Annotated in this window: 23 protein-coding genes; 13 read left to right on the top strand and 10 right to left on the bottom strand. The window is 53.2% G+C overall.

Annotated elements, in window-relative coordinates; all coding sequences use genetic code 11:
• Positions 1-2 precede the first annotated feature (2 nt).
• Genes AC6I8W_RS22905 through AC6I8W_RS22890 form a run of 4 tightly spaced genes read right to left on the bottom strand, consistent with a single transcriptional unit; the run spans position 3 to position 3941 of the window.
• A complete protein-coding gene (locus AC6I8W_RS22905) occupies positions 3-950 on the bottom strand; it encodes a carbohydrate kinase family protein (RefSeq protein ID WP_497838417.1) in 948 nt (315 codons plus the stop codon).
• On the bottom strand, positions 947-1786 hold the full coding sequence (locus tag AC6I8W_RS22900; RefSeq protein ID WP_497838416.1) for a carbohydrate ABC transporter permease: 840 nt from the start codon (positions 1784-1786) through the stop codon (positions 947-949). Before AC6I8W_RS22900 ends, AC6I8W_RS22905 begins: the two co-directional genes overlap by 4 nt.
• Entirely contained in the window at positions 1776-2684 is a 909-nt protein-coding gene (locus AC6I8W_RS22895; RefSeq protein ID WP_497838415.1) for a carbohydrate ABC transporter permease, read from the bottom strand. The genes AC6I8W_RS22900 and AC6I8W_RS22895 overlap by 11 nt, the downstream gene beginning before the upstream one ends.
• Before the next feature lie 9 nt (positions 2685-2693).
• The gene (locus tag AC6I8W_RS22890; protein WP_497838414.1) at positions 2694-3941 is read right to left on the bottom strand and encodes an extracellular solute-binding protein; all 1248 of its coding nucleotides are present in this window, start codon (positions 3939-3941) and stop codon (positions 2694-2696) included.
• Positions 3942-4194: 253 nt separating this feature from the next.
• Here AC6I8W_RS22890 and AC6I8W_RS22885 point away from each other — a divergent pair, with 253 nt between their 5' ends.
• The 3 genes from AC6I8W_RS22885 to AC6I8W_RS22875 all read left to right on the top strand — a co-directional run bounded on the left by AC6I8W_RS22885 (position 4195) and on the right by AC6I8W_RS22875 (position 14433).
• Positions 4195-5364, top strand: a complete 1170-nt coding sequence (locus AC6I8W_RS22885) for an ROK family protein (RefSeq protein ID WP_497838771.1) — start codon at positions 4195-4197, stop codon at positions 5362-5364.
• A 164-nt stretch (positions 5365-5528) separates the two neighbouring features.
• Entirely contained in the window at positions 5529-5693 is a 165-nt protein-coding gene (locus AC6I8W_RS22880; protein ID WP_497838413.1) for a YnfU family zinc-binding protein, read from the top strand.
• Between the two features lie 157 nt (positions 5694-5850).
• Positions 5851-14433 carry a GH36-type glycosyl hydrolase domain-containing protein gene (locus AC6I8W_RS22875; RefSeq protein WP_497838412.1) on the top strand — a complete coding sequence of 2861 codons (8583 nt, stop codon included), beginning with the start codon at positions 5851-5853 and terminating at the stop codon, positions 14431-14433.
• Between the two features lie 19 nt (positions 14434-14452).
• Here AC6I8W_RS22875 and AC6I8W_RS22870 read toward each other — a convergent pair whose 3' ends face one another.
• Entirely contained in the window at positions 14453-14686 is a 234-nt protein-coding gene (locus AC6I8W_RS22870; protein ID WP_497838770.1) for a YnaE/YdfK family cold shock protein, read from the bottom strand.
• 240 nt (positions 14687-14926) lie between these two features.
• Here AC6I8W_RS22870 and AC6I8W_RS22865 point away from each other — a divergent pair, with 240 nt between their 5' ends.
• The 4 genes from AC6I8W_RS22865 (at position 14927) to AC6I8W_RS22850 (ending at position 17211) form a co-directional block, all read left to right on the top strand.
• The gene (locus AC6I8W_RS22865; RefSeq protein ID WP_497838411.1) at positions 14927-15196 is read left to right on the top strand and encodes a hypothetical protein; all 270 of its coding nucleotides are present in this window, start codon (positions 14927-14929) and stop codon (positions 15194-15196) included.
• Between the two features lie 169 nt (positions 15197-15365).
• Entirely contained in the window at positions 15366-15695 is a 330-nt protein-coding gene (locus tag AC6I8W_RS22860; protein WP_497838410.1) for an isocitrate lyase/phosphoenolpyruvate mutase family protein, read from the top strand.
• The gene (locus tag AC6I8W_RS22855; RefSeq protein ID WP_497838409.1) at positions 15679-16725 is read left to right on the top strand and encodes a bifunctional transcriptional activator/DNA repair enzyme AdaA; all 1047 of its coding nucleotides are present in this window, start codon (positions 15679-15681) and stop codon (positions 16723-16725) included. The genes AC6I8W_RS22860 and AC6I8W_RS22855 overlap by 17 nt, the downstream gene beginning before the upstream one ends.
• Before the next feature lie 57 nt (positions 16726-16782).
• Positions 16783-17211 carry a TOBE domain-containing protein gene (locus tag AC6I8W_RS22850; RefSeq protein ID WP_497838408.1) on the top strand — a complete coding sequence of 143 codons (429 nt, stop codon included), beginning with the start codon at positions 16783-16785 and terminating at the stop codon, positions 17209-17211.
• Between the two features lie 58 nt (positions 17212-17269).
• Here the strand turns inward: AC6I8W_RS22850 and AC6I8W_RS22845 are convergent, their stop codons facing one another.
• A complete protein-coding gene (locus tag AC6I8W_RS22845; RefSeq protein WP_497838407.1) occupies positions 17270-17911 on the bottom strand; it encodes a GntR family transcriptional regulator in 642 nt (213 codons plus the stop codon).
• A 127-nt stretch (positions 17912-18038) separates the two neighbouring features.
• On the opposite strand from AC6I8W_RS22845, the gene AC6I8W_RS22840 reads away from it, so the two are divergent.
• The 3 genes from AC6I8W_RS22840 (at position 18039) to AC6I8W_RS22830 (ending at position 19435) form a co-directional block, all read left to right on the top strand.
• Positions 18039-18527, top strand: coding sequence for an OsmC family protein (locus tag AC6I8W_RS22840; protein ID WP_497838406.1), 489 nt, complete (start codon positions 18039-18041; stop codon positions 18525-18527).
• Positions 18528-18596: 69 nt separating this feature from the next.
• A complete protein-coding gene (locus tag AC6I8W_RS22835) occupies positions 18597-18842 on the top strand; it encodes a DUF2543 family protein (RefSeq protein ID WP_497838405.1) in 246 nt (81 codons plus the stop codon).
• 53 nt (positions 18843-18895) lie between these two features.
• Entirely contained in the window at positions 18896-19435 is a 540-nt protein-coding gene (locus tag AC6I8W_RS22830; RefSeq protein ID WP_497838769.1) for a DUF2058 domain-containing protein, read from the top strand.
• A 16-nt stretch (positions 19436-19451) separates the two neighbouring features.
• Here the strand turns inward: AC6I8W_RS22830 and AC6I8W_RS22825 are convergent, their stop codons facing one another.
• Positions 19452-20150 (bottom strand): RluA family pseudouridine synthase, encoded by a 699-nt coding sequence (locus AC6I8W_RS22825; RefSeq protein WP_497838404.1) that lies wholly within the window; start codon positions 20148-20150, stop codon positions 19452-19454.
• Between the two features lie 147 nt (positions 20151-20297).
• Here AC6I8W_RS22825 and AC6I8W_RS22820 point away from each other — a divergent pair, with 147 nt between their 5' ends.
• Positions 20298-20765, top strand: coding sequence for a DUF1203 domain-containing protein (locus AC6I8W_RS22820; RefSeq protein WP_497838403.1), 468 nt, complete (start codon positions 20298-20300; stop codon positions 20763-20765).
• 44 nt (positions 20766-20809) lie between these two features.
• Here AC6I8W_RS22820 and mqo read toward each other — a convergent pair whose 3' ends face one another.
• From mqo to AC6I8W_RS22805, 3 genes are all read right to left on the bottom strand, one after another.
• The gene (gene mqo / locus AC6I8W_RS22815; protein ID WP_497838402.1) at positions 20810-22462 is read right to left on the bottom strand and encodes a malate dehydrogenase (quinone); all 1653 of its coding nucleotides are present in this window, start codon (positions 22460-22462) and stop codon (positions 20810-20812) included.
• Positions 22463-22688: 226 nt separating this feature from the next.
• A complete protein-coding gene (locus AC6I8W_RS22810; protein ID WP_497838401.1) occupies positions 22689-23393 on the bottom strand; it encodes a GNAT family N-acetyltransferase in 705 nt (234 codons plus the stop codon).
• Between the two features lie 86 nt (positions 23394-23479).
• Complete coding sequence (locus AC6I8W_RS22805; protein ID WP_497838400.1) at positions 23480-24361, bottom strand: LysR substrate-binding domain-containing protein; 882 nt, start codon at positions 24359-24361, stop codon at positions 23480-23482.
• A gap of 100 nt (positions 24362-24461) precedes the next feature.
• Here AC6I8W_RS22805 and AC6I8W_RS22800 point away from each other — a divergent pair, with 100 nt between their 5' ends.
• Together AC6I8W_RS22800 and AC6I8W_RS22795 are read left to right on the top strand one after the other, a co-directional pair.
• A complete protein-coding gene (locus AC6I8W_RS22800; protein WP_497838399.1) occupies positions 24462-24770 on the top strand; it encodes a carboxymuconolactone decarboxylase family protein in 309 nt (102 codons plus the stop codon).
• Positions 24770-25162, top strand: a complete 393-nt coding sequence (locus tag AC6I8W_RS22795) for a tautomerase family protein (RefSeq protein WP_497838398.1) — start codon at positions 24770-24772, stop codon at positions 25160-25162. The genes AC6I8W_RS22800 and AC6I8W_RS22795 overlap by 1 nt, the downstream gene beginning before the upstream one ends.
• The last annotated feature ends 74 nt before the right edge of the window (positions 25163-25236 follow it).

Below are 25236 nucleotides of genomic sequence, written 5' to 3'. Positions count from 1 at the left end.
GGTTATTGTTCCTTTGCCGAAAGTTGGAGTTGTTGCCAGTTGGGGTAGCGACGTGGTGCAGTGCTGATTGCCAGTGCGGCCACCGCAATCCCCCATTGCAGCGCCTGGGCAGCGTCCTGCTGATGCAGCAGGGCGGTGAGAAACCCAGCGTTAAAGCTGTCGCCTGCACCGATGGTATCCACCACCGTCACTGGCCGGGCAGTTTCGCTAAATTGTTGATCGCCTGACCAGCAACGCGCGCCCTGGTCGCCGCATTTCACCACGCAGCCACCACGGCCACTTAACTGTTGCGTCAGCTGCGCTGCGCTAAGTGCGAGGTCTTCCTGTGCCGCCAGCCCGAGGGTTTCTACTTCGTTAAGCAGCAACCAGTCACACAGCGGCAGCCAGTGGGCGATATCCTGCCGGACTTCCTCCGTCCAGCCCTGCGGTGGCCAGCCGGTATCGACAGCAATCAGATAGCCACGCTGGCGTAGTTCAGCGAGCAATGCAGGATAGTCACCATACAAATCCAGGCAGAGAAAAGTGCCGCACAGCAACACAATATCGCCCTCAGTTGCCTGCTGCGGCAGTTGATCCAGCACCTGCTGCGCGGTGAGCTGCACGATATGTCCGTAGTTACTGATAAAGGAACGTTCGTGATCGGAATGGGTAACGCCGACCGTCAACGAGGTCTCGCACTGGCTGCGCGGCCAATGTGCGGCGCTATGGGGAAAATGACTGGCCAGCCATTGGCTGAGGCCGTCATCGCCCTGATTGGCGATGGCGCGGTGGCGCACCTGCATTGCCTCCAGTGCCAGGGCGCAGTTACCGGCAGAGCCGCCAGGTCGCAACTCGCTGTGTTTGACCATCACTTCTGTGCCACGCTGTGGCCACTGATCCAGCGTGCCCATAATTAAATCGACATTGATATTGCCCACCACGTAAAGGGTGGCGGTGGTTGTGTTGATCATCCCTTACTCCCCCCGCTGGCAAGCCCGCTTACCAGGGTTTTTTGTAGCCAGATAGCAATAAACAGGGGTGGCACTGAGGCCAAAATCCCGACCGCCGCAATCAAACCGTCATCGGTAGCACGTCCGGCGGTGAAACCGGCAATGGTCACCGGCAGGGTCTGCGCGGCAATATTGCTGGTGAACAACAAGGCATAGAAAAATTCGTCCCATGCCAGCAGCCAGCCAAACAGCGCCGCCGCACCCAACACCGGTTTCGCCAGCGGCAAGGTAATGCGCAGCAGCACCTGCCACACGCGCAGGCCATCAAGACGCGCGGCCTGCTCGATGTCCTGGGGCAGGCTATCGAATTGATTTTTCAGCATCCAGGTGAGGAACGGCAGAATCAGCGAGCAATAGACAATGATCAAACCGGGTCGGGTGTTGAGCAGATCAAACTGCTGCAACAGGAAGTACAGCGGCAGGACAAAGGCCACTGGCGGCACCATATAGATGGCGAGGGAAGCAAATAGCCAGCCGTCGCGCCCACGATAGCGTGAGAAGCTGAAGGCTGCCGGGATCGCCAGCAACAGGCAAATCACGGTAGCGCCGGTTGCGACAATCAGGCTGTTGCCTAACGCGTGCAGGAATAGCGCACCGGGTTGTCCCGGTGCCAGCGACAGTAGCCTGCCGTAGCGGGTGAAATCCCACTGACGCGGCAACCACTCCAGCGGGATGCGCGTCAGATCGCTGGTGGCGCTGACGCTCATCAGAAACAGCCAACCCATAGGTGCCAGTACCGAGACGGCGACCAGCAGCGCGGCGAGGTATTTCGCCGCCGTGCGTATTTTAGCCTTCATCGGCACTCCCGCGGCGACGCTGCCGCCACAATAACAACATGTAAAGGGTGATCAGCACGGCGCACAGTAGCGTCATCAGCATGGCGTAAGCGGCACCACTGCCAGCACGCAGATAGCTGAATGACTCCTGATAAACGTAAAAGCTGAGGGTTTTGGTGCTGTCGACCGGGCCACCACGTGTCATGACGTAAATGATGTCGAAGATCTTGAACGCATCGATAGTACGCAGCACCAGGGCGACACTGAGTGGACCGACAATGGCAGGAAAAGTAATGGCGCGAAAACGTCGCCATGCCGAGGCACCATCCAGACGTGCTGCTTCATACAGATCGTCAGGAATGGATTGCAGCGCCGCCAGCACCAGTAACGTCACCAGCGGATAGTTTTTCCAGATATCGGCCAGCATCACCGCGTTGAGCGCGGAATCAGGTGATCCCAGCCAGCTGCGATAGCCATCAATGATCCCCAATTGAGTCAGCAAGGCGTTGATGCTGCCGTAGTCCGGGTTGAAGTTGAGTCGCCACATCATCGCGTTGACGATGGTCGGCAGTGCCCACGGCAGAATCACCAGCACGCGTAAGATGTTACGACCAACGAATTTTTGATTGAGCAGCAGCGCGACCAGTACGCCAATCACTCCTTCAATCGCCACCGATACCACGGTGAAGTACAGAGTACGCCCTAGCGAAGTCTGAAAATCCGCATCGGTTATGGCATACAGGTAGTTTTCCAATCCCACCCAGCCGGGCGCTTCACCACTGCCAATCAGAGCGGCATCGGTGAAACTCAGCCAGATGGTGCGCAGCAGAGGCCAGGCGGTGAGCAGCAGCATCACCAGTAACATGGGTGCCAGCAGCACCCATGCCTGCCGCTGTTCGCGTTGACGCAAACTCAGCATACTGACCCCTTAATGCAAACGTGCCGCGCTTTTATCTACCGCCTGCATCGCCGCTTCCGGTGTCACACTGCCGAGCAGCACCTGTTGCAGTTGCTGTTGCAGGGTGTTGGAGAGACGAGAATAGTCGGCGGTTTCCGGGCGTGACAGCATCACATTCAGTGATTTATCCGCCGCTGCGATCAGGCTTTCCTGGTTTTTCAGCACCGCAGGGTCCTGATAGGAGCTTTTCCAGATTGGCAGGCTCAGCGTGGCGTATTTATTCTGCACCGGCTGGGACGTCATATAGCTGATGTACTGCCACGCCTGTTCCGGATGGCTGCTGCCTTTGGCGATACCTAAGCCCATCGAACCGTTAACTGCACCCACGTCACCCGGTGCACCGCCCGGTGCAGGCATAATACCCACCTGACCGGCGACTTTGCTCTGCTTCGGATCGTTTGCCATGTTGTACATGTAGGTCCAGTTCAGGGCGAAAGCGGCATCGCCGTTGGAGAAGGATTTACGCACATCTTCTTCCAGGTATTCACGCGAGGCCGGGTTGCTCAAACCTTCATCCAATGAGCTTTTCATCAACTTCACCGCCTGCAATGACGCTGGGCTGGAGAAATCGAGTTTGCCGTTTTGGTAGAATTTGCCACCGAAGCCGGAGACGAGGGTGGTGTAATCACACACCAGCGCTTCCGCCTGTGACCAGCTCCAGACCAGCGGATATTTCACGATGTTTTTCTCTTTGATGGTGCGCGCATCATCCATCACCTGTTGCCAGGTTTCTGGCAGGGTGGTGATACCGGCTTTTTCCAGCATCGCTTTGTTGTAGTAAAGATATTTGGTATCGAGGATCCACGGCATCCCCAGGGTTTTCCCTTTAAACACCACGGTATTCATCGCGCCAGGAAAGATTTGTGATTTTTCTTCCGAGGTGATACGGCTACTCACGTCCTGCAACAGATCAAAACGGGTGAATTCAGCAGGCCAGATGGCATCGAACAACACCACGTCATAACCGTTACCACCGGCACCCCGTGCGGCAACGATTTTATCGTGCAGCGCTTCGTAAGGAACAAACTCCAGATTGACCTGCACGTCCGGATGCGCTTTTTCGAATTCCTGGGTCATGGCACGAATATCGTTTTCGCTATATGCGGCCTGGGTCATAAACAACGCATTGAGCGTGGTGGCCGCTGAAGCGCTTCCCGCGCTCGCTAACAGCAGGGCTGCAAAACATCCTTTCAGCGTGGGAGTGAATCGGGTTTTCATGGTTTTCTCCGCCTTAATGCAAAAAGAGGGTGTTTAATTAAATCAATTTGATTGATTTAATAACGGGCACAAGTTGTCAGATTGCTTCGGCTGACATCAATTAGCTTAAGCAAGTGACGTGCCAGGGCATACATCTCGCTGGCCACTGCGCTTAACTCTGCACAGATTTTTGCCTCTGTCAGGTGAACAGCATGGAAAATGTGTAGCCGATCATAGATATTGATGCGATTGCGTCAGGAGCTTAGGGAGCATGATGAAAACCTCGGGAACCAATCTGGAACACGCACGTGCGCATAACCGCCGTGTCATCATCGAAGCCATTCGCCTGCATGGCGAACTGACGCGGGCGGAACTGGCACGGCTGACGGCGCTAACTCCGCAAACGGTATCCAATATCGTGGCGGAACTGGAAGAGGCGGAGCTGCTCGCCAGCCGCCAGCCGCGCAAGCAGGGACGGGGACAACCGGCGATTCCGGTAACGCTGAATCCTGCCAGTGCATGGTCGATCGGTATCCATCTTGATCATCAAACGCTGCTGATCGTGCTGGTGGATTTGACCGGTGAAATTCATTTTCGCCGCCTTATTCTGGTGCAAAAGCCCCAACCTGATGCCACTTTAGCGCGCATCGGCGAAGTACTGGTGGAGATCAAAACTCAACTTGGCGCGCGCTGGAATAAGGTGCTGGGGATTGGCGTGGTGATGCCCGGACCTTTCGGAGTTGAGGGGATCTCCTCGGTGGGACCTACCACGCTGAACGGCTGGGAGCACGTCAATATCGAGACCGAACTGGCGGCGATGAGCGGTTTACCGGTGACGCTGGAAAACGATGCCACGGTGGCGGCGATCGGCGAGCGTTTTCACGGCGTGGCACGTCAGCTTAACTCTTTTATTTATCTCTATATCGGTACGGGGCTGGGAGCCGGTATCTTTACCGATGGCCATATTTATACTGGCCACGCGCACAACGCCGGTGAAGTAGGGCATATCGTGATCGATCCACAGGGACGTGAGTGTTACTGCGGGAATAAAGGGTGCCTGGAACGGTATGTTTCGTTGCAGGCTGCCTATGAATTTTGCGGGCTGGACCCGATGAGCGCTTTGCCGGACGATTTACTCGAAGTGGACCCGGCGTTGTTTGATCGCTGGATTGACAGCGTGCTGGCTCCATTACGTCAGGCGATCAATATGCTGGAGTGCATTTTTGATGCCGAAAGCGTGATTATCGGCGGCATGATGCCCGCTACATTGTTGGACAAAATCGTCCAGCGTTTGCCGCCGTTGTATCAATCAGTACGCGGGCGCTATCTCACTGGCTCACGCCTGAAAACCGGGATGACCGGCAGCGATACCGCTGCGCTGGGCGCGGCGGCACTGCCGATCTTTGATGAATTCAATCCGCAGTTTCAGGTGCTGATGAAGTGAGGATTCAAAGATCGTGGCAAACAACGCGAACATGCGTTTAAAAGCACGCTGCAATCCGTAGCGGTGCGATTTTTCGCGCTTAACCTGCAAATACCAGCTTCAGGTAGATTAATATTTAATCAGGCGTGGTAGAGTGAAGTTCATTCATTGAAAGGTTAATCATCATGTCTTTTATCGATTACGCAATGAAACTCTTCAGTGGTGCATCGACGTCCGATGTCACCTGTCCCGTCTGCGGCTTAAAATCATCCCAGTCTGTGTCAAAAATCCGTCTGAAGCAGGCAATGCTTTGCCCGGGATGTAAAGCTCTGTTTGTCTCAACTCACTAGCGCCAGATACCGGGTGTCGCACAAATCCGATGTTCTATACTTAAGATATACACCAGCAGCTGTTAAATCCTTGATGCCTTACGCCCATCCTGAGAGAACGTTTCTACGCTGATTTCGCAACTGCTCTTGCGCGTTAACGTCGCATCAGAGCAACGCTATGAAAATGAACCCCTGGACGTGGTTTAGCCACTCCCGAATTCTGACGAACGCCCCCGGACTGGCTGCGCTTCCGGCATCCCCCCCTGGCGGTGACAATAATCTGCGGGCAGAGCTGTTTTCAACGCTTCAGATGGAGCGTTACGGTCAAACGCTGGCCCGCACGCACAAGTTATCGCCAGACAAACTGCCTTACTATCTGCTTAAACGGCTGGATGACAATGAGGCGGTAATCACACAAAACTGCTATGAGCTGAATGCAGGTAAAAAAACCAGCATTATGCCCGCCGGAGAGTGGTTGCTGGACAATTACTACCTGATTGAGGAGCAAATCCGCATCGTCCGCCAGCACTTGCCAAAAAGCTTTGGCAAAGGTCTCCCGTCCCTGACCGCGCCGCACCATTGCCCCCGCATTTACCATATCGCCTCAGAAGCGATTGCGCACGGCGATGGGCGCTGGGACAGTGCCAGCCTGACCAGCTATATCACTGCCTATCAGCAAGTGACACAGTTAACTCTGGGGGAAGTATGGGCGCTACCGGGTATGCTGCGACTGGCCCTGATCGAAAACCTTCGTCGTGTCAGTCTGGAAGTGGTAAAAGCCCAGCAAGAACGCAGTCTGGCAGATAGTTGGATAACGCGGATTTTCGAGTGTGCAGAGAATAATCCTGCCGACTTAATTATGGTGATTGCCGACATGGCACGCTCGCGCCCGCCATTGAGCAGTGCATTTGTCGCAGAACTGGTCCGTCGCCTGCAGGGACATGGCAATGCGCTGGCGCTTCCATTGACGTGGGTTGACCAGCGCCTTGCTGAACAGGGTGTCACCACCGATGTTCTCATTCATCGCTTCAATCAACAGCTTGCCGCCAGCCAGCTTTCTGTCAGCAACAGTATTGCGGGTTTACGTTTGCTAAGTGAAACCAACTGGGCCGATTTCGTCGAAGCGATAAGCGTGGTAGAACAAACCTTACGTCTTGATCCTGCCGGCATCTACGCCCGGATGCACTTTGATACCCGGGACCATTACCGTCATGTTATTGAAGTCCTGGCCAGAGACAGTCGCTTCAGTGAACCAGAGGTAGCCTGCCGTGTGCTGGCGCTTTCACGTGAAGCGGTTCCCGATACGCCAGGGCAGCATATCGGCTATTATCTGGCAGGAGAAGGCCGCCAGAAGCTGGAAATTCAGCTGTCGGCTGACACGTCAAGGCTGATACGTCTGCGGCACAGTTTCAATAAAATCCCCCTGCTGTCATGGTTGGGGAGCCTGAGCTTGTTGACTACGGCAGTGACTGCCGGAATATTACACGAAACGGCACGACAGGGGATGGGGTGGTGGCTAATACTGGTGGCATTGCCGCTAACTGTTGCGGTTAGTCAGTTAGTGAGCGATCTACTCAGTGAGGCGACCACCCGTTTTCGCATCCCTCGCCCATTGCCTCGGATGGATTTTTCAGCCGGTATCCCGGCTAATTGCGGCACCATGGTAGTGATTCCCTGTATGCTGACAAGTCATGAAAGCATCAGCAAATTGCTCACCAGTCTTGAAGTGTGCTGGCTTGGCAATCAGGACGAAAATCTTTGCTTTGCCCTGCTTACCGATTTCGCTGATTCCGCTACTGAAAATACCGCAGGCAACAGTGAACTGCTGAGAAGGGCAATCGTAGAGACTCACAATCTTAACCAGCGCTATCCTGCCAGCCGTCCACGCTTTTATCTGTTACACCGTAAGCCTGAATGGAATCCTCCTCAGAGGGTGTGGATGGGTTTTGAACGTAAACGCGGCAAACTGGCGCTGCTGAATGACTGGTTACGCCATCCTGCAACACAATTTTCTAGTGTTGCAGACATGCCTGCTCATCTGTTACCGCGCCACATTAAATATGTCATCACACTTGACAGCGACACAGTTCTGCCACGCGATACGGCGCATAAGCTGGTCGCAACGATGGCGCATTCACTGAACCTACCAGAGTATGATCCGCTACGCCAGAGGGTGGTTAAAGGATACGGCATCTTACAACCTGGACTGGCAGAGGAGATGCCACGCAACGGGCAGGGGCGCTATGCCGCGCTGCGCAGTAGCGTACCGGGGAATAATCCTTATTCAATGATGTCATCAGATATTTATCAGGATCTTTTCGGGGAAGGATCTTTCGTTGGCAAGGGTATTTATGATGTCGATACCTTTGTCCAGGCCACAATTAACACCTGCCCGGAAAATTTGGTTCTCAGCCATGATTTACTGGAAGGGTGCTACGCCCGTTCCGGGCTGCTAAGTGAGGTTTTGCTGTATGAGCAGTACCCGAACAACTATCTGTCGGACGTCGCGCGCCGCACGCGCTGGATCCGAGGGGACTGGCAACTGCTGAACTGGCTCAAACCACGGGTCAGAAGAGCGGATGGCAACCGGGAGAAAAACCCGTTATCCGCGCTCTCTTATTGGAAGTTATTTGATAATCTGCGTCGCAGCCTGGTGGCTCCGTCTTTGCTGGCGCTCCTGTTTTGCTCCCTGCTTTGGGTTCCCAATCCATTTTACTGGCTTGGCGTGCTGGCGTTGGTGTGGCTGCTGCCTGCAACGCTGAGTACCGCCTACGACCTGTTGCATAAACCTCTTCGACGTCAACTGAAACAGCATTTGCCGCTGGTGGCGGCTGGGGCACTGAAACGTCTTTCAGGTATTGGATTGAATTTTGTGCTCTTGCCGCATGAAGCCGGATATTCTCTGTACGCGATTGGCGTGACGCTGTGGCGTCTGGGTATTAGTCAGCGCAACCTCAGCCAGTGGACCAGCCACAGCCCGGATAACAACCTGGCCCAGATCACCGTTTTGCGTTTTTATCGGGTGATGTGGCTGAATGTGGCTGGCGGTGTGGCCTTGACGGTTCTGACCTTCCATTTTGCACCGCTGCTTCTTACCTTTGCGCTACCCGTCAGCATGCTATGGTGCCTGGCTCCCCTGCTGCTGAGCTGGTTAAGCCGCCAGCCTGTGCGTAAAGCATTTTCACCGAATCTGGAACAAAAACAGCTGTTGCGCCAGACAAGCCGCGAAATCTGGGCCTTCTTTGAAACATTTATTACAGCGAAAGAGAACTGGCTTCCGCCTGATAATTATCAGGAAATACCGCAACCGACGATCGCGCACCGCACCTCTCCCACCAATATTGGACTTTCCCTGTTGGCCAATCTGACGGCCTGGGATTTTGGCTATCTGCATGGCGGCGAAGTATTGCAGCGCGTGACACTCACGCTCGACTCGCTGGATAAAATGGAACACTTCCGCGGTCATTTGTATAACTGGTATGACACCCGTACGCTGGCTCCACTGAGTCCACGTTATGTCTCGAGCGTTGACAGCGGCAATATGGCTGGCCACATACTGACACTGCGTGAAGGGCTGACCGCCATGCGTCATCAGCCGGTTTTGAACGGTGAGCAGATACTGGCCGGGCTGAACGACACCATGGAGATTCTGGAAAAGCACTGGGGCCAGAACGCGCCCACCATTTTACGACTGCTACGCAAACATTGTCTCATCGCGATGTCGTTGCCCCCGACACAGTTATTCCACGAACTTAAAAAAATGCGCGCCCAGTGCAACCATCTGACAACGCAGTGTCATCAGGAGAGCCGCCTTGTAGTGCGCTGGGCTGAGCTTCTGGAACATCAACTCGTGCAGCTGTGCCACGAATGGTCGCATCTGCTGGGTTGGCTACCGCCGACCTATAACCAAGCCGCGCTGCCGACGCTGAGCTGGCTTGCCCACGCCAGGTATAGCGGGGAAGGAACACCACCGGCCTCGGCTATCGCCCTGGCTCGTATGCGGCTGGACATCATCAGCGAACTTGAGCAACGGCTGGATGATCATGCGCGCATGGATTTCACATTCCTTTACAGTGACGCGACCAGCCTGCTCAGCATCGGCTACAACGGTGACACGAATATGCTGGACAAGAGTCACTACGATCTCCTGCCCTCTGAAATCCGTTTGACCAGTTTTCTCGCCATCGCCACTAACCAACTGCCGCTTAAAAGCTGGTATGCGCTGGGGCGATTATTCACCACTATCGACAATGAAACTGCACTGATGTCGTGGAGCGGTTCAATGTTTGAATACCTGATGCCGAATCTGGTTATGCCAGCCTGGCCCGGTTGTCTGCTGAATGAGATGAGCCAGTCTGCGGTTAAGCGTCAAATACACTGGGGTAAAGAACGCGGAGTGCCATGGGGCGTATCAGAGTCTGGTTATCATGCTTTTGATGTTCAACACAATTACCAGTATCAGGCGTTTGGCGTACCCGGCCTCGGTCTGCGGCGTGGGCTGGCCGACGATATGGTCGTCGCCCCGTATGCCACACTGCTGGCGCTGATGGTTTCGCCGTCAAAAGCCTGTGAAAATCTGTTCAGGCTGGAAAAAAATGGTGCGCGCGGCGAATATGGCTTCTATGAAGCGCTGGACTATACCCCATCGCGTCTCGCCACCGGACAACTGTATGTCGTCGTGCAGTCCTGGATGGCGCATCATCAGGGAATGGCATTTCAGGCCTTAGCCCACTTGCTGCTTGACGCCCCGATGGTGGAGCGGTTCATGTCCAGTACGGCCTTCAGGTCAGCGAGCCTGCTGTTGCAGGAGCGTGTGCCGGATGCGGTCGACTTCTATAGCCCACGCCGTCATTTTGAATCTCATGAAGGAAGAGTTAAACCGGTTCGCTATGAACCACGCATTTTTACCAACCCGGATAGCCCGGTTCCTGAGGTTCAGCTACTGTCCAACAGCCATTACCACCTGATGTTGACGCCCGGGGGCGGTGGCTACAGTCGCTGGAACGGGATTGCCCTCACGCGCTGGCGCAGCGATTCCACCCGCGATAACTGGGGAGCATTCTGCTATATACGCGATCCGCAATCGGGGGAAGTATGGAGCAATACATGGCAACCGACAGGCGGAGATGCCGACCGCAGTGATGAAGTCATTTTTACCGATGCAGGCGCGGAATTCAGATGCACCTTCGGCACGCTCAGCGTCAGAACGCAGGTTGTGGTCTCCCCTGAGGATGATATTGAGCTGCGCCGTGTCACCCTGGTACATCGTGGTCGCCAGCCGCGCACCCTTGAACTGACGACCTATGCAGAAGTGGTGCTGGCACCTGACGCCAGCGATCTGGCGCATCCGGCATTCAGTAATTTGTTTATCCAGACCGAACTTAATCCTGACCGTGACGCCATCCTTTGTCATCGACGTCCACGTTCGCCGGACGAACAAAGCCCGTGCCTGTTTCACATGATGGTCGTACATGGCGATAACCCTAAGAGTATTTCGTTTGAAACCGACAGAGCGAAATTTCTGGGTCGCGGCAGAAGTCCGGCAGATGCGTTAGTTACCCGCTCAAATGGGCCGCTCAGCAACACGGCAGGGGCGGTGCTGGATCCCATACTTGCAATACGCCATACGATCACCTTACAACCGGGACAGCCGATCACGGTTGATATCATCTATGGCATCAGCGCAAGTCGCCAGCAGAGTCTGTCTTTACTGGAAAAATATCGTGATCATCCCATCGCTGACCGCGTGTTTGAACTCGCCTGGTCCCACAGTCTGGTGGTGTTACGCCAGATGAACGCCAGTGAAGATGATGCTTCGCTGTTTAATCGACTCGCCAGCGCAGTACTTTACCCCTGTCAGGAATTACGTGCCGATGGGCAGGTCATTTGCCTCAACCGGCGCGGTCAGCCGGGCCTGTGGGGCTGGGCGATTTCAGGCGATCTGCCTATTGTGCTGCTCAGCGTCACCAGTGAAGAGAGTATCGCCGTTGTGACCACACTTATTCAGGCACACCGTTACTGGCGGCTGAAAGGACTGGAAGTGGATCTGGTGATTATGAATAACAGCCCTGGTGGCTACCCGCAGGCGCTGCAACATCAGATCATGGATTTAATCTATGCCGGGTCAGAGGCCAGTCTGGTGGATAAATCGGGCGGGATTTTTGTGCGAAATGGTGAACATCTGACCGCCGAAGATAAACAACTGCTGATGAGTGTGGCCTGTCTGTGCCTTGATGACCGCGCGGGCGGACTTAATGAACAACTCAGCCAGCGTATCCATACCGCCAGGATTCCGGCCAGGCCTTTTATTCCTCACACGACGCCTGGGATCAATCAACATAGTGACTGGACACCCGATACCAGCCAGTTGCGCCATTTCAACGGTCACGGTGGATTTTCTCAGAACGGTAGGGAGTATCAAATTGTCCTCAGGGAAAACGAACCGACCCCCGCCCCCTGGTCAAACATACTGGCAAACCCCCGATTTGGCAGCGTGATCTCAGAAGCGGGGCAGGCTTACAGCTGGTATGAGAATGCCCATGAATACCGGTTAACACCGTGGGAAAACGATCCGGTCAGTGACCGCAGCGGTGAAGCATTTTATCTGCGTGATGAAGAGAGTGGCGTGTGCTGGTCACCTACCACCTTGCCGGTACGCGGTCAGGGCGATTATCTCACCCGTCACGGTTTCGGCTACAGTGTGTTCTCCCATCGTGAGAGCGGCATAGACAGCGAATTAACGGTGCTGGTTGCTGAACAGGCGCCGGTTAAACTGGCGATCCTGACACTCAGCAATAATTCGGGGCGCACGCGTAAACTGTCTGTCACTGGCTATGTGGAATGGACCCTCGGAGAATCACGCACCCGCTCTGCCCTTCACATCGTTACCCAGCCGGCGAGCATCCCGGACGGCTGCGGTGTGATGGCCAACAATTATTATGGCGCGAACGGTAGCGGGCGTACCGCATTTTTTGCCGTCAGTGGTCCCCATTGTTCGCTGACGAGCGACCGCCGTGAGTTCATTGGCCGCAATGGTTCCCTGTATCAACCGGCGGCCATGAAATTACGCAGACTCACAGGTAAAACGGGGGCCGGTCTGGACCCGTGCGGTGCAGTACAGTCTGCGACCACATTAATTGATGGCGACCAGAGAACCTTTATTTTCGTTCTCGGCGCAGAGGAAAATCAGGCTGAGGCCCAGGCGACTATTGCCCGGTATCTGAATGAGGATGTTGCCCGTCAGGAGCTGAACAGAGTACACCAGTACTGGCACAACGTGCTCGATAAAATCGTGGTCAACACGCCTGATATCACCGTAAATTTGCTGGTCAATGGCTGGCTACTGTACCAGACGATGGCCTGTCGTCTCATGGCGCGAAGTGGTTACTACCAGTCCGGCGGTGCATTTGGTTTTCGCGATCAGTTGCAAGATACGCTGGCTCTGAGCCACGTCGCGCCAGATAGTCTGCGCGAACAGATTGTGCTCTGTGCCTCAAGGCAGTTTGCCGAGGGGGATGTGCAGCACTGGTGGCATCCTCCCCACGGCAACGGCGTACGAACGCGTTGTTCGGATGACTATCTCTGGCTCCCTCTTGCTGTCTGCCACTATGTGGAAGCGACAGGAGACACCAATGTGCTGGAACTGAGTATTCCTTATCTGGAAGGTCGTCCGATCCAGCCGCGGGAAGAATCTGTTTACGATACCCCCGCCATCAGCGATAGCAAAGAAACCCTTTGGTTACACTGTGTAAAAGCCATTCAACATGGACTGCAATTCGGGCAGCATGGCCTGCCACTGATGGGCGCTGGCGACTGGAATGACGGGATGAACCGGGTCGGTATTGAAGGTAAGGGTGAAAGCGTCTGGCTGGGGTTCTTCCTGTACGACATTTTACAACGATTCGCTCGGCTGGCAGAGCAACAGCAGGACGCCAGTGTCGCGTCGATGTGCCGTTCACAAGCTCTGCGCCTGAAAAAAAATCTGGAGGCATCTGCCTGGGATGGCGAATGGTATCGGCGTGGATATTTTGACGATGGCACTCCCCTGGGGTCGAAAGCCTCGCAGGACTGTCGGATTGATGCGATTGCGCAAAGCTGGTCTGTCCTGTCTGGGGTCGCCAGCCCGGATCGCAGCGTGCGGGCGATGCAAGCGCTGGATAAGCACCTGGTGGATAACGATGCCGGGTTGATTAAACTATTAACACCCCCTTTCGATGGTCACGGGTCAAATCCAGGTTACATTCAGGGTTATCTGCCGGGAGTGCGAGAAAACGGGGGGCAGTATACGCACGGGGCCATCTGGGCAGTGATGGCGTTTGCCAGGATGGGCAATACAGCGCGTGCCTGGCAACTGTGGTCAATGATAAATCCGATAAACCATACGTTGAACGCAGCCGGAGTGGAAATATATAAAGCGGAGCCGTATGTCATGAGTGCGGATATCTACAGCGTCGCGCCACATACCGGGCGCGCCGGGTGGAGCTGGTATACCGGTTCCGCAGGCTGGGCATACCGTCTGCTGACAGAGGAACTACTGGGAATAAAACGTTATGGTACCGTCCTGACCATTCATGCTCAGTTGCCAGATGACTGGCCCTCTTTTGGTATGACGTATCAACATGGCTACAGTCAGTATCACATCACCGTTTCGCGCGGCGGCGGCGAATACCAGGTCTCACTGGATGGCATCGTACTGCCGGACGACAGAATCCCGCTGGTGGATGACGAACACCCCCATAAAGTTGATATCCTTCAGGGCTGACACAAGCTAAACATGCGCATTAAAGCCTGCCGTTAATGCGCTGATTATCTCTGAGAACATCAATCGCCGTTTGCATCGCGACTTTATCATCTCGTTTTTTTTGCTTGCCCTGTATCACCTGCAGGTACTCAAGCAACGTCCGGGTATTAATTGGCCGCCCCAGTTTGCCCTCCGCCAGAACAGCTTCACCAAGGATAATCTTCACTGGCGGCAACTGTGCCGGGTACCAGTCCAGGGTGTCTTCTGATTTCATCATAAATTCCTCAGGGAAAGGTATTATATCACAATTTCCCTCATTGCCTGGCTCAGGAATAAATATCCGTAACATCAGCCAAATATTATTAAATAAAGGCGTATAATTAATAACACACCCTACAGAATTTTCCCGTCAGAGTCCGGGGTATTGGTGGTTGACCAGTCTCTCATTTCTGATACGGAGCGAACAGGAAAGTGACAACAAACTGATATAACTTCTGCTATAAAGGTAATCCTTATGAAAACCAGAAAAGCTGTTTTTATTGAAGGAGATATCCTTGCAAGTCGCATTGTGGGCGAAGAAAATCAACCCTTTTGTATCCATAGGGTAATGTTTAATAATGGGAAGTATGCGATCGTTCGGGCTGCATCCGGGATATGTTTCAAACCTGGTGACGTTATTCAACGAAACGACAGCGAATGGTTTTACAATCATGAAAAAATTCATCTTCTCCCCTTTGAATATCTCGAAGAAAAAGAATCCGGAAGGCAGTTACTGGAATATTAGTAATATACTCATGGGGCTACGGGCTGGTGAATCCCCACAAAAAGGAAGCAGGCATAGTAGATAAGTGATCTAATCATTGCGCCAACAAAAAATGGTCGTCCGATTTTCGGTTGTGAGGGGTTCTTTGGATACTCTACATTCACCCTGTATATTATTACAGGAGAAAATTATGAACTTCACTGAGCTACACCATCAAACGAAACCCTTACTTATCGCCAATGTCTGGGATGCGGCAGCAGGCGCTGACGGGCTTTTCGTCCCCTGTCTGACGTCAGAAAAAGATATTGAGATCATTGCTCAAGAAATTAATCTGCCGTTAAACCTTATGTGTATGCCAGATCTCCCCCGCTTCGAAATATTGGCAAGAATCGGCGTGAGACGCATTTCGATGGGAAATTTTGTTCATTCAGCCATGCAATCTAAGCTGAATGATTTGATGCGAATTATTCAGTCACAACAATCATTTTCAGGCATTTTTGTTGATGAAAGTTCTCGATGATGGCCAGTGCGATATCTGGTATCAGGCATTACTTGCGCGTGATCCAGAGTATACCGGTGTGTTTTTTGTGGGTGTCAAAACCACCGGCGTATTTTGTATTGCGGTATGCCGGGCGCGGAAACCGAAGCGTGAAAATGTCGAGTTTTATAACGATGTTAAATCTGCTCTGGAGGCAGGGTTTCGCCCCTGCAAAGTGTGCCGTCCTACTGAAAACGCGCACAGTGCGCCATTGTTCATTGAACAAGCGCTTGAGCGGGTGCGCGCTCATCCTAAAACACGAATCAGCGATGCAGAGCTACGTAAACACGATATCAGCCCCGAGCGGGTGCGGCGCTGGTTTCTCCAGAATCACGGTATTACCTTCCAGGCATTTCAACGGATGCAACGGATGAATGTAGTCCTTCAGGAGCTTAAGGGGGGACGTGCCGCCACCGATGTGGCTTTTGATAACGGTTACGAATCATTAAGTGGTTTTGGCTATACCTATAAACGGCTCACGGGCGCTGCGCCAACGGAGCAGATCCAGGTGATGATTATTCATCGTTTCACTACGCCGCTGGGGCCGATGTTTGTCTGTGCCACGGAGTGTGGAGTTTGCCTGCTGGAATTTACTGACCATCAACGATTAGAGACGGAATTACGCGATCTTCAACGTTTGCTGAACGCCCGCATCCTGTCAGGTGAAAATAGTCATACCCGACAAGCGGAAAAAGAAATTAGTGAATATTTTTCCGGCACGCGTCAGCAGTTTGAGCTGATGTTGGATATGCCAGGCAGTGATTTTCAACGTTCCGTCTGGCAGGAACTACGCGCGGTTCCTTACGGCCAAACATCACATTATCAGGCACTTTCCGGGCAGGTTGGCAAACCCAATGCCGTTCGCGCGGTAGCCGCAGCTAAGGGGGCAAACCGTATCGCCATCGTCATTCCATGCCACAGAATTATCGGTAAACAGGGTGCGATGACCGCATTCGGTAGTGGGCTGGCACGCCAAAAGTGGCTTATTGAACATGAACGGAAATCACGCTAAATAAACTGATATCAGATAAATTCGATAATCACTCAATCAGCGAGATAAGGAGTTTTTATGCAGGTATCAGCACGTAACCAACTGGTCGGCACGGTCAGCGCTGTCACCACCGGCGCGGTCAATGACGAAGTCGAATTGACGCTAACCGGCGGCGTAAAACTTGTGGCGATCGTCACCCACAGCAGTAAAGAAGCATTAGGCCTGGCCGCCGGTAAAGAGGCCATCGCGTTTATCAAAGCGCCTTGGGTCACGCTTGCCACTGAGGCGTGTGGCCTGAAGTTCTCCGCACGTAACCAGTTTGCCGGTAGCGTCACCCGCGTCACCGCAGGTGCGGTTAATGCGACGGTGCACATTGCCACTGACGCCGGGTTTGAAATTGTTGCCGTTGTCACTAACGAAAGCCAGGAAGAGATGAAGCTGAATCAGGGCAGCCGCGTGCTGGCGCTGATCAAGGCCTCCGCCATTCTGATTGCGACCCGTGCCTGACGTTCCTGCCAGGTAAGCAGCGTTGCTGATCCCCCAGGCCTCAAGGTGCTATGGGGGATTAACGACTGAGGATGAAAGATTTTAGCGTCTGCCCTGCGGATAAAATATGTTTGACGGTATAGTCGCGAGCGGAATCTGGATTGTTCTCCTGGCAGGCGGTTAAAATACGTTCGTGTTCATGCTGAAAAGTCAGCGTTTCCGACAGCAATCGATTCTGAAAAAGCTCGTACCTTTCTATCTGCGCGCGCAGTTCATCAATCATTGTCAGCAGGCGCTGATTTTTACACTTGCGATACAGCAGTTCATGAAATTCCCGGTTATATGATCCCTGCTGTGCGGGTTCTGACGCGCTTCCGAGAAGCTTGTGTACAAGCGCTGCTCGCTCAATGGTTTCGCTGTCCATGAATTGTAGGCTTTGAAAAATGGCTTCCCCTTCCAGTAACGCCCGGAGTTGGTAAATTTCATCAACATCGGCCGCAGAAAGCGTTTTGACGACAGCGCCACGGTTTCTGTAAACCTCAACCAGGCCTTCTCTCTCAAGTTGCCGGATAGCTTCTCTTAACGGAATGCGGCTGACAGAAAACTGACTGGCAAGATCCCTTTCAACAAGACGTTCGCCATCCTGCAGTAATCCTTTGTTAATGAGACTCTTAATCTCTCGGGCAAGCATGTCAGCGGTTGAAAGGGCAGCTTCGCTCATAATACCTTTTTTACACAATCAATAAATGGTATACCATTATGCCATCAAGACGGCAGTGATGACAGCTTGCCAGTCTCGCAGAGTATAAATTCATGTATTAATCATTCAGGTGGGGAGCGGCAAATCAATGGAACACAGTTACACTTCGCATATAGCCTGGACAGGAAATCTGGGGACAGGAACATCGGGCTACAAGTCATATGCACGCACCTGGGATATAGCCATAACCGGCAAGGAAACCATTCATTGTTCAAATGACCCATTGCTCGGTGGTGATCCCGGTAAAATGAACCCTGAAGATCTCCTGATATCCTCGCTCTCCGCATGCCACATGTTATGGTATTTGCACCTGGCCGCTGATGCTGGCATCACTGTCATGCATTATGAAGACTCGCCAGTGGCGATAGGTGAGGTTGCAAAAGGTGGGGCCGGTCGCTTCATTTCAGCCACACTCAAACCAAAGATAACGGTCTTAGCCGGTACGGATATTGATACAGCAACTAAAATTCATGATGAGATCCATAAAGTCTGCTTTATTGCCAGGTCAGTCAATTTTCCTGTTAGCTATGCGCCTGAGTTTATCATCCACAATACATCAACAGAAAAAACGGAATAACAATGCTATCATCCCGGCCGGATGATGCCTGTCGTGGGGCGCATAGACTTTAATCTCTGAGGACAACTGATGAACAACGACGTATCGCCAAAATTTTATGACATCGTGGATGAGTACTCGGCAGAAACAGCCAAACCGGTGAACGACTCAGAACGTGATGCGCTGGCGCACTATTTTCAGCTGTTGATCACGCGTTTGATGAATAACGAAGAGATCAGTGAGCAAGCACAGCAAGAGATGGCCAGTGACGCGGGTATCGAGACGTCGCGTATTGATGAGATCGCCACGTTTCTCAATCAATGGGGCAATGAGTAGTCGTGAGTGTTGGGTCTGACCCCAAAAAATTTTTAGACGGTTTAGAAGCGAAAATGACAAAACTTACCTTACAAGAGCAGATGCTGAAGGCTGGATTAGTCTCCAGCAAGAAAATGGCCAAAGTGCAAAAAACGGCTAAAAAATCACGCGTTCAGGCTCGTGAGGCCAGAGAGGCGGTAGAAGAGAATAAAAAAGCGCAACTTGAGCGAGACAAGCAGCTAAGCGAACAACAAAAACAAGCGACGTTAGCAAAAGAATATAAAGCTCAGGTGAAGCAGCTTATTGAGATGAACAGAATCGTCGTTACAAAAGGCGATATTGAATTTAACTTCACCGATAACAATGTAATTAAAAAAATAATTGTGGATAAGTTGACGCAAACGCAGCTGGTGAACGGACGTCTTGCTATCGCTCGGTTGGCGGTTGATAGCAGTGGCAAGAGTGAATACGCGATTATCCCGGCAGTGGTGGCCGATAAAATTGCCCAGCGAGATGCGAGCAGCATTGTCTTAAATAGCGTGCTTAGCCAGGAACAGCAGGATGAAGATGATCCCTATGCTGATTTTAAAGTGCCTGATGATTTGATGTGGTAAGCAGCGAGCGGCCCGTTCAGAACGGGCTGTGATAACGCGCATTAATCCACTCGCCAGTGATGGGATGGACAAGATTCAACTCACTGGCGTGCAGCATCAACCTTGGCGTCAATTCGGTGCCTGGCAGCAGGCGACCGCCATACAAATCGCAGCCAAGAATAGGGTGCCCCAGCAGCTGGCAGTGAATACGCAGTTGATGGGTGCGCCCGGTCTCCGGGATGAGATGTACCCGCGTCAATGGCAGCAACGCACTGTCTTCCAACTCGTGATAGAAACGTTCAACCACCTGATAACGGGAACGAGCGGGTTTACCGTGGGTGGCACAAATCGACATCAGCGGAAAGCGCGCCGGATCTTTGGCAATCGCCGCGTCGATCATCCCTTCATCGTCTTCCAGATGTCCGCAGAGCAGTGCGCTGTACATCTTGGTCACGGTGCGCTGGCTGAACTGCTGGCACAGGGCGGCATTGATCGCCTTGTTACGCGCAATCACCATCAACCCGGAAGTGCCGAAATCAAGGCGGTGAACCAGGGTGCAGCCAGGGAAAACCTTGACCAGCCGATGATGTACCGAGTCGAGATTCTGCGGATTTTTGCCTGAGAGGCTAAGCAGCCCTGCGGGTTTATTGATCAACACCAGGTGTTCGTCCTGATAGAGCGTTTCTATCTGCTCATGGCACGGTGGGGCAATAAAGGTATCGATAATGGTAGACATCAGACTGCCTGGATGGAGAGTGGCAGCGGATAATAGCGAATTTTTAGCTGACAGGCGAATCCAACGAAAACTCCATGACCGCTAACAGCGAGCATGCCAATGTGTTCAGGGGCTTAATACCACCACGCTTAACGCCTGGAGGTGAGTATGGCTTATACCATTCGCGGTTTGGACAGCAGAGAGTTTACCCATTTGTTTGGTCAGGATGAGCGCTATCTGGCGTTGCATCTGGCAGTACGTAAGCGGGCAGATAAAGACGCCGGTTTTCCTGATCGCATTGCATTGCGTGATGTGCCGGTGGGGGAGTATGCGATTCTGGTCAATCACGCCTACCAACCGGCGGCAACGCCTTATTCAGGCAGACACGCCATTTATATCCATGAGGGATGCACCACGCAGGGCTTTTATCAGGATGAAGTCCCGGCGTATCTGACCACCCGGCTACTCTCGCTGCGAGCTTTTAATGCAGCACATATGATTATTGCGGCGGAAGTCACGCAAGGTACTGAGGCGGAACTGTTAATTTTGCAGATGTTGCGTCAACCGGAAACCGCCTATATTCACGTGCATAGCGCGCGGTTCGGCTGTTATCTGTGTGCCATTGAACGCAGTTGAGAGAAAGAAAAAACCCCGCACCATCAGGTACGGGGTTTTGCGGATTACAGCGCCATATCGTGTTGCGGTGACGGGGCTGCTTTTGCTGGTGTGGTTGCCTGCGGTTGAGCGTCAGCGGCTGGCATATTGATCACCGGTGGTTTGGTCAGTTGCAGCGTGGCTGCGGTGTCATCCCAAACCTGCTGCGCCAGTGCTGGATTGTCGTTCAGCTTCTGGCCGTAGGCGGGGACGATTTGATGAATCTTCTGCTGCCATTCCGGGCTGGCGAACTCAGTCGGGAACAGTTGTTTGATCACGTTGATCGCGATCGGTGCAGCGGTTGATGCGCCCGGTGACGCACCCAGCAGCGCGGCGACAGTTTTCTGCTGATCGGTCACGATTTCGGTACCCAGTTTCAGCACGCCACCTTTCTCGGCATCTTTCTTGATGATCTGCACACGCTGACCCGCCTGGATCAGTTTCCAGTCTTCTTTCTTCGCGTCCGGGAAGTACTCTTTCAGTGCAGCAAAGCGGTCATCATCGTTCAGCATCACCTGACCAATCAGGTATTTCACCAGGTCAAAGTTATCAATGCCCACATGGGTCATTGGCATAAAGTTGCTGGTGGTGGTGGTGCCCAACAGATCAAACAGCGAACCGTTTTTCAGGAACTTGGTGGAGAAGGTCGCAAAAGGTCCAAACAGCACCACACGCTTGCCGTCGAGGAAACGTGCGTCGAGGTGCGGTACGGACATCGGCGGTGCGCCTACCGAGGCCTGGCCGTACACTTTTTCCAGATGACGGCTGGTGATAGCCGGGTTTTCGGTCACGAGGAACGAACCACCGACCGGGAAGCCCGCGTAGTTTTCGCCTTCAGGAATACCGGTTTTCTGCAACAGCTTCAGCGCGCCGCCACCGGCACCGATAAACACGTAACGGGCGTCGATGGTACGGTTTTCACCACTTTTCACATCTTTGATGGTGACGTGCCAGCTGTTATCGCTGTTACGTTTGAAATCGGTGACTTCAGACGAGGTTTCCAGCGAGAAGTTGTCATTCTTTTTCAGGCTGCCAATCAGCTGACGGGTAATTTCACCGTAGTTAACGTCAGTACCGACCGGAGTCCAGGTCGCCGCGACTTTCTGCTGCGGATCGCGGCCTTCCATAATCAGCGGTGCCCACTGCTGAATTTGCGCGTGATCGGTTGAGAATTTCATGCCCTGGAACAGCACGGTTTTCTGCAACGCGTCATAACGCTTCGTCAGATACTCAACGTTTTTATCGCCCCAGACAAAACTCATATGTGGCGTTGAGTTAATAAAGTTATGCGGATTATTTAATACGCCACGTTTAACCTGAGCAGTCCAGAATTGGCGCGAAATCATAAAGGCTTCATTAATTTCCAGCGCTTTACTAACGTCAATGCTGCCGTCCGGACGTTCTGGCGTGTAGTTCAACTCCATATTGGCGGAGTGACCGGTACCGGCGTTGTTCCAGCCGTTGGAGGATTCCAGCGCCACGCCATCCAGTTTTTCGACCATAACTTGTTTCCAGCTGGGTTGTAACTCTTCCAGCCAGGTCCCCAGAGAAGCACTCATGATGCCCCCGCCAATCAGCAGCACGTCAGTCTTTTCCGGCGTGTCGGCGGCATGGACAGCAGAGCTGACGAGTAAAGCGGTGAGCGAAAGCGAGGTGATTAATTTAGTTGATTTTTTCATTGCGATAACAACGTTTCTTAGCGATGAGTAAAAAGTTCGCAACAAATTTAAAACATTGTTATTGAAATTTTAAAATTTATTTAGTTTAAAAACTATTGAAGTGATCGGGCGGATTTATTTGGTTACAAATGTATTTTCTATTTCCGCTCAGAATGAGCGGTTATTTAGTGTTGTGGCTCACTATTTATAACCGCTATTTTGCCAGGGTCAATGGTTTGCAAAAAAATTAATTCCGCTTAAGGAAATAATGAAGGGGATGTATTTGTTGTCCATCATTGCTCATATTTTCTTCGCCAAACCAGCGTGTTATTGCCTGCTGAATGGTCGGCCATTCGCTATCAATAATCGACAACCAGTCGGTGTCGCGATTACGTTGTTTCCGTGTCATCGCCTGGCGAAATCGGCCTTCGAAGGTGAAGCCAAGACGTTCCGCTGCGCGACGGGAGGCATGATTGGTCGAATCACAGCGCCATGCCACGCGGCGATAACCCAGAGCGAACGCCTGGGTCAGTAGCAGATAGATCGCCTCGCTGCCCAGTACGTTGCGTTGCATCAGGGGTGACCAGGTAACATGGCCGATCTCCAGGGCACCATTTTGCCTGTCGATATTGGCGAAGCACACCAGACCAACTGCCTGTTGGGTGGTCTGATTGATGACCGCATAAGGAACCAGCCCGCCATCGGCCATCTTATCGCTTACCCAACGTGCCATCTCAGCCAGCGTGCGCGGTTGCTCCGCGCCCAGCCATGTCCAGTCACGATCGTCTTCTGCCTGAGAAAAGGCGGCCAGCAGCGATGCGACGTGCCCGGCCTGTAAAGGTTCAAGGGTACTAAAGCGGCCTGTTAGAGGGATCGCGGCTGGACGTACGACGGGCTGCCAATCCGGCAGGGCAAAACCAACGGGTTGACCATATTGATTGAACTGAGGCACACCACTTTCCTTATATTCGTAGCGGCGCGATTTATCGCGCAATTTCGTGCTCGATGCCGGAAAAATCCGCGCGATAAATCGCGCAGCTACGACACCAGAAAACTGCTCACGGCTTCAGCCATCAGTTGCCCCAGCAGTTGCTGTGCGGCATCAGCATTATTCTTCTGCAACAAGGCAATGCCGATATGACCGACAGCGGGCAGCGGTGCGTGAACAACTTTCAATCCAGCTGGCAGTCCGATCTGGCTGCGTAGCGTCACACCTAACCCGGCATGGACCGCCGCCCAGATACCACTCAGGCTATGGCTGGTGAACACCACGCGCCACGACAGCCCGGCCTGTTCCAGCGCGGCAAGGGCGCGGGTGCGCATCAGGCACGGGGTCTCGAACATCACCAGCGGTAACGGTTCACCACTTGCCAGCAGGGCAGCCACATCGAGATCGGGAGCCGCGATCCACGCCAGCGCGCATTGACCAAGGAGTTGACTTGAGGCGGGCAGATTATCACCCTGCCACAACAATGCCATATCCAGGCTATCCCCGGCTATCGCCTGTAACAACGGCGGGTTGCGGTCGACGCGAGCGCTGATACGTACCCCCGCATGTTGACGACTGAAAGGGCCGAGAATCCCCGGCATCAGCGCTTCACCGAAATCCTCCTGCATGCCGATACGCACGTCACCCTGCAACAACTCACCGCGTACCGCGCGCCAGGCTTCATCATTGAGCGTCAGCAGACGACGTGCATAACTCATCAGAATCTCGCCACCAGGTGTCAGTGCCAGATGGCGGCCACGTTTTTCGACCAGCGGGGTGCCGCACTGCTGCTCCAGTTTTTTTAACTGGGCGCTGACGGCGGAGGTCGAGCGACACAGCTGCTGTGCCGCCAGCGCGAAGCTGCCCATCTCCATGCCCAGCACAAAGCTGCGTAACGCGTCGCTGTCAAGCGCGATCGGAACCTTCTCCATAAGCATCCTTAAAATCAGGATGATGAGTCCTGAATAATATGATTTTCAGGATTGTAGCAGCGCGCGACACTCATTGCATATTCAATCAAGGAGAAAAGAGATGGCGAAATCCCTCGATCGTGACTCGCTGCAACGTGTGGCACCTAAGCTGGCACAACTGACGCAAGAGGTATTGTTTGGCGACATCTGGCAGCGATCTGCACTGACTGCGCGCGAACGCAGCCTGATCACCCTGGCAACACTGACGGCGTTGGGACGAGTGCAGCAACTGCCCTGGCATCTGCAATTTGCAGTGGAAAATGGCCTCACGCATGACGAACTGGCAGAACTCTTTACCCACCTGGCATTTTACGCGGGCTGGCCCGCCGCCGTGGCTGCCTTAACCTGTCTTGACGAGGAGAATATCTGATGCCCTTTACCCGAATTCTGGTACGCGAAGGTTGGAGTGACGCAGATTTGCAAACGTTATCCGAGACGTTGCATGAGGTGCTGGTGACGGAATTCAGCGTGCCGCCGACCGATCGCTTTCAAATCATTGAAAGCCTGCCAGCGGCGCGATTTATCTATGATCGCCACTATCTAAGTGGCGGACGCAGCGATCGCTACGTGTTGTTCAGTCTGGTGGCGGGTAAATCGCGTTCGACTGAGCAGAAACAGACCTTTTACCGTGTATTAAGTGAACGTCTGCAACAGCGGCTGGACCTTGATCCCAATGATGTGATGGTGGTGATTCAGCAAACCAGCGCCGAAGAGTGGAGCTTTAGCGGTGGGGAGATGTTTGATTTATCGATGATAAAATAATGAAGGCGTAGCGGCGCGATTTATCGCGCGGATTTTTCCTGCAACGTGCACGAAATTGCGCGATAAATCGCGCC

Source organism: Pantoea sp. X-Soil-TKNS-1211, from assembly GCF_059730495.1.
This window is presented reverse-complemented; position numbering and strand designations above follow the sequence as displayed.

Bases quoted from the DNA above. Each gene is read 5' to 3' on its own strand.
- AC6I8W_RS22825 (WP_497838404.1), bottom strand. From the start codon at position 20,150: ATGTCTACCATTATCGATACCTTTATTGCCCCACCGTGCCATGAGCAG.
- AC6I8W_RS22900 (WP_497838416.1), bottom strand. From the start codon at position 1,786: ATGAAGGCTAAAATACGCACGGCGGCGAAATACCTCGCCGCGCTGCTG.
- AC6I8W_RS22840 (WP_497838406.1), top strand. From the start codon at position 18,039: ATGGAACACAGTTACACTTCGCATATAGCCTGGACAGGAAATCTGGGG.
- AC6I8W_RS22860 (WP_497838410.1), top strand. From the start codon at position 15,366: ATGAACTTCACTGAGCTACACCATCAAACGAAACCCTTACTTATCGCC.
- AC6I8W_RS22905 (WP_497838417.1), bottom strand. From the start codon at position 950: ATGATCAACACAACCACCGCCACCCTTTACGTGGTGGGCAATATCAAT.
- AC6I8W_RS22885 (WP_497838771.1), top strand. From the start codon at position 4,195: ATGAAAACCTCGGGAACCAATCTGGAACACGCACGTGCGCATAACCGC.
- AC6I8W_RS22820 (WP_497838403.1), top strand. From the start codon at position 20,298: ATGGCTTATACCATTCGCGGTTTGGACAGCAGAGAGTTTACCCATTTG.
- AC6I8W_RS22880 (WP_497838413.1), top strand. From the start codon at position 5,529: ATGTCTTTTATCGATTACGCAATGAAACTCTTCAGTGGTGCATCGACG.
- AC6I8W_RS22845 (WP_497838407.1), bottom strand. From the start codon at position 17,911: ATGAGCGAAGCTGCCCTTTCAACCGCTGACATGCTTGCCCGAGAGATT.
- mqo (WP_497838402.1), bottom strand. From the start codon at position 22,462: ATGAAAAAATCAACTAAATTAATCACCTCGCTTTCGCTCACCGCTTTA.
- AC6I8W_RS22850 (WP_497838408.1), top strand. From the start codon at position 16,783: ATGCAGGTATCAGCACGTAACCAACTGGTCGGCACGGTCAGCGCTGTC.
- AC6I8W_RS22890 (WP_497838414.1), bottom strand. From the start codon at position 3,941: ATGAAAACCCGATTCACTCCCACGCTGAAAGGATGTTTTGCAGCCCTG.
- AC6I8W_RS22830 (WP_497838769.1), top strand. From the start codon at position 18,896: ATGACAAAACTTACCTTACAAGAGCAGATGCTGAAGGCTGGATTAGTC.
- AC6I8W_RS22870 (WP_497838770.1), bottom strand. From the start codon at position 14,686: ATGAAATCAGAAGACACCCTGGACTGGTACCCGGCACAGTTGCCGCCA.
- AC6I8W_RS22795 (WP_497838398.1), top strand. From the start codon at position 24,770: ATGCCCTTTACCCGAATTCTGGTACGCGAAGGTTGGAGTGACGCAGAT.
- AC6I8W_RS22835 (WP_497838405.1), top strand. From the start codon at position 18,597: ATGAACAACGACGTATCGCCAAAATTTTATGACATCGTGGATGAGTAC.
- AC6I8W_RS22800 (WP_497838399.1), top strand. From the start codon at position 24,462: ATGGCGAAATCCCTCGATCGTGACTCGCTGCAACGTGTGGCACCTAAG.
- AC6I8W_RS22865 (WP_497838411.1), top strand. From the start codon at position 14,927: ATGAAAACCAGAAAAGCTGTTTTTATTGAAGGAGATATCCTTGCAAGT.
- AC6I8W_RS22805 (WP_497838400.1), bottom strand. From the start codon at position 24,361: ATGGAGAAGGTTCCGATCGCGCTTGACAGCGACGCGTTACGCAGCTTT.
- AC6I8W_RS22855 (WP_497838409.1), top strand. From the start codon at position 15,679: ATGAAAGTTCTCGATGATGGCCAGTGCGATATCTGGTATCAGGCATTA.
- AC6I8W_RS22875 (WP_497838412.1), top strand. From the start codon at position 5,851: ATGAAAATGAACCCCTGGACGTGGTTTAGCCACTCCCGAATTCTGACG.
- AC6I8W_RS22895 (WP_497838415.1), bottom strand. From the start codon at position 2,684: ATGCTGAGTTTGCGTCAACGCGAACAGCGGCAGGCATGGGTGCTGCTG.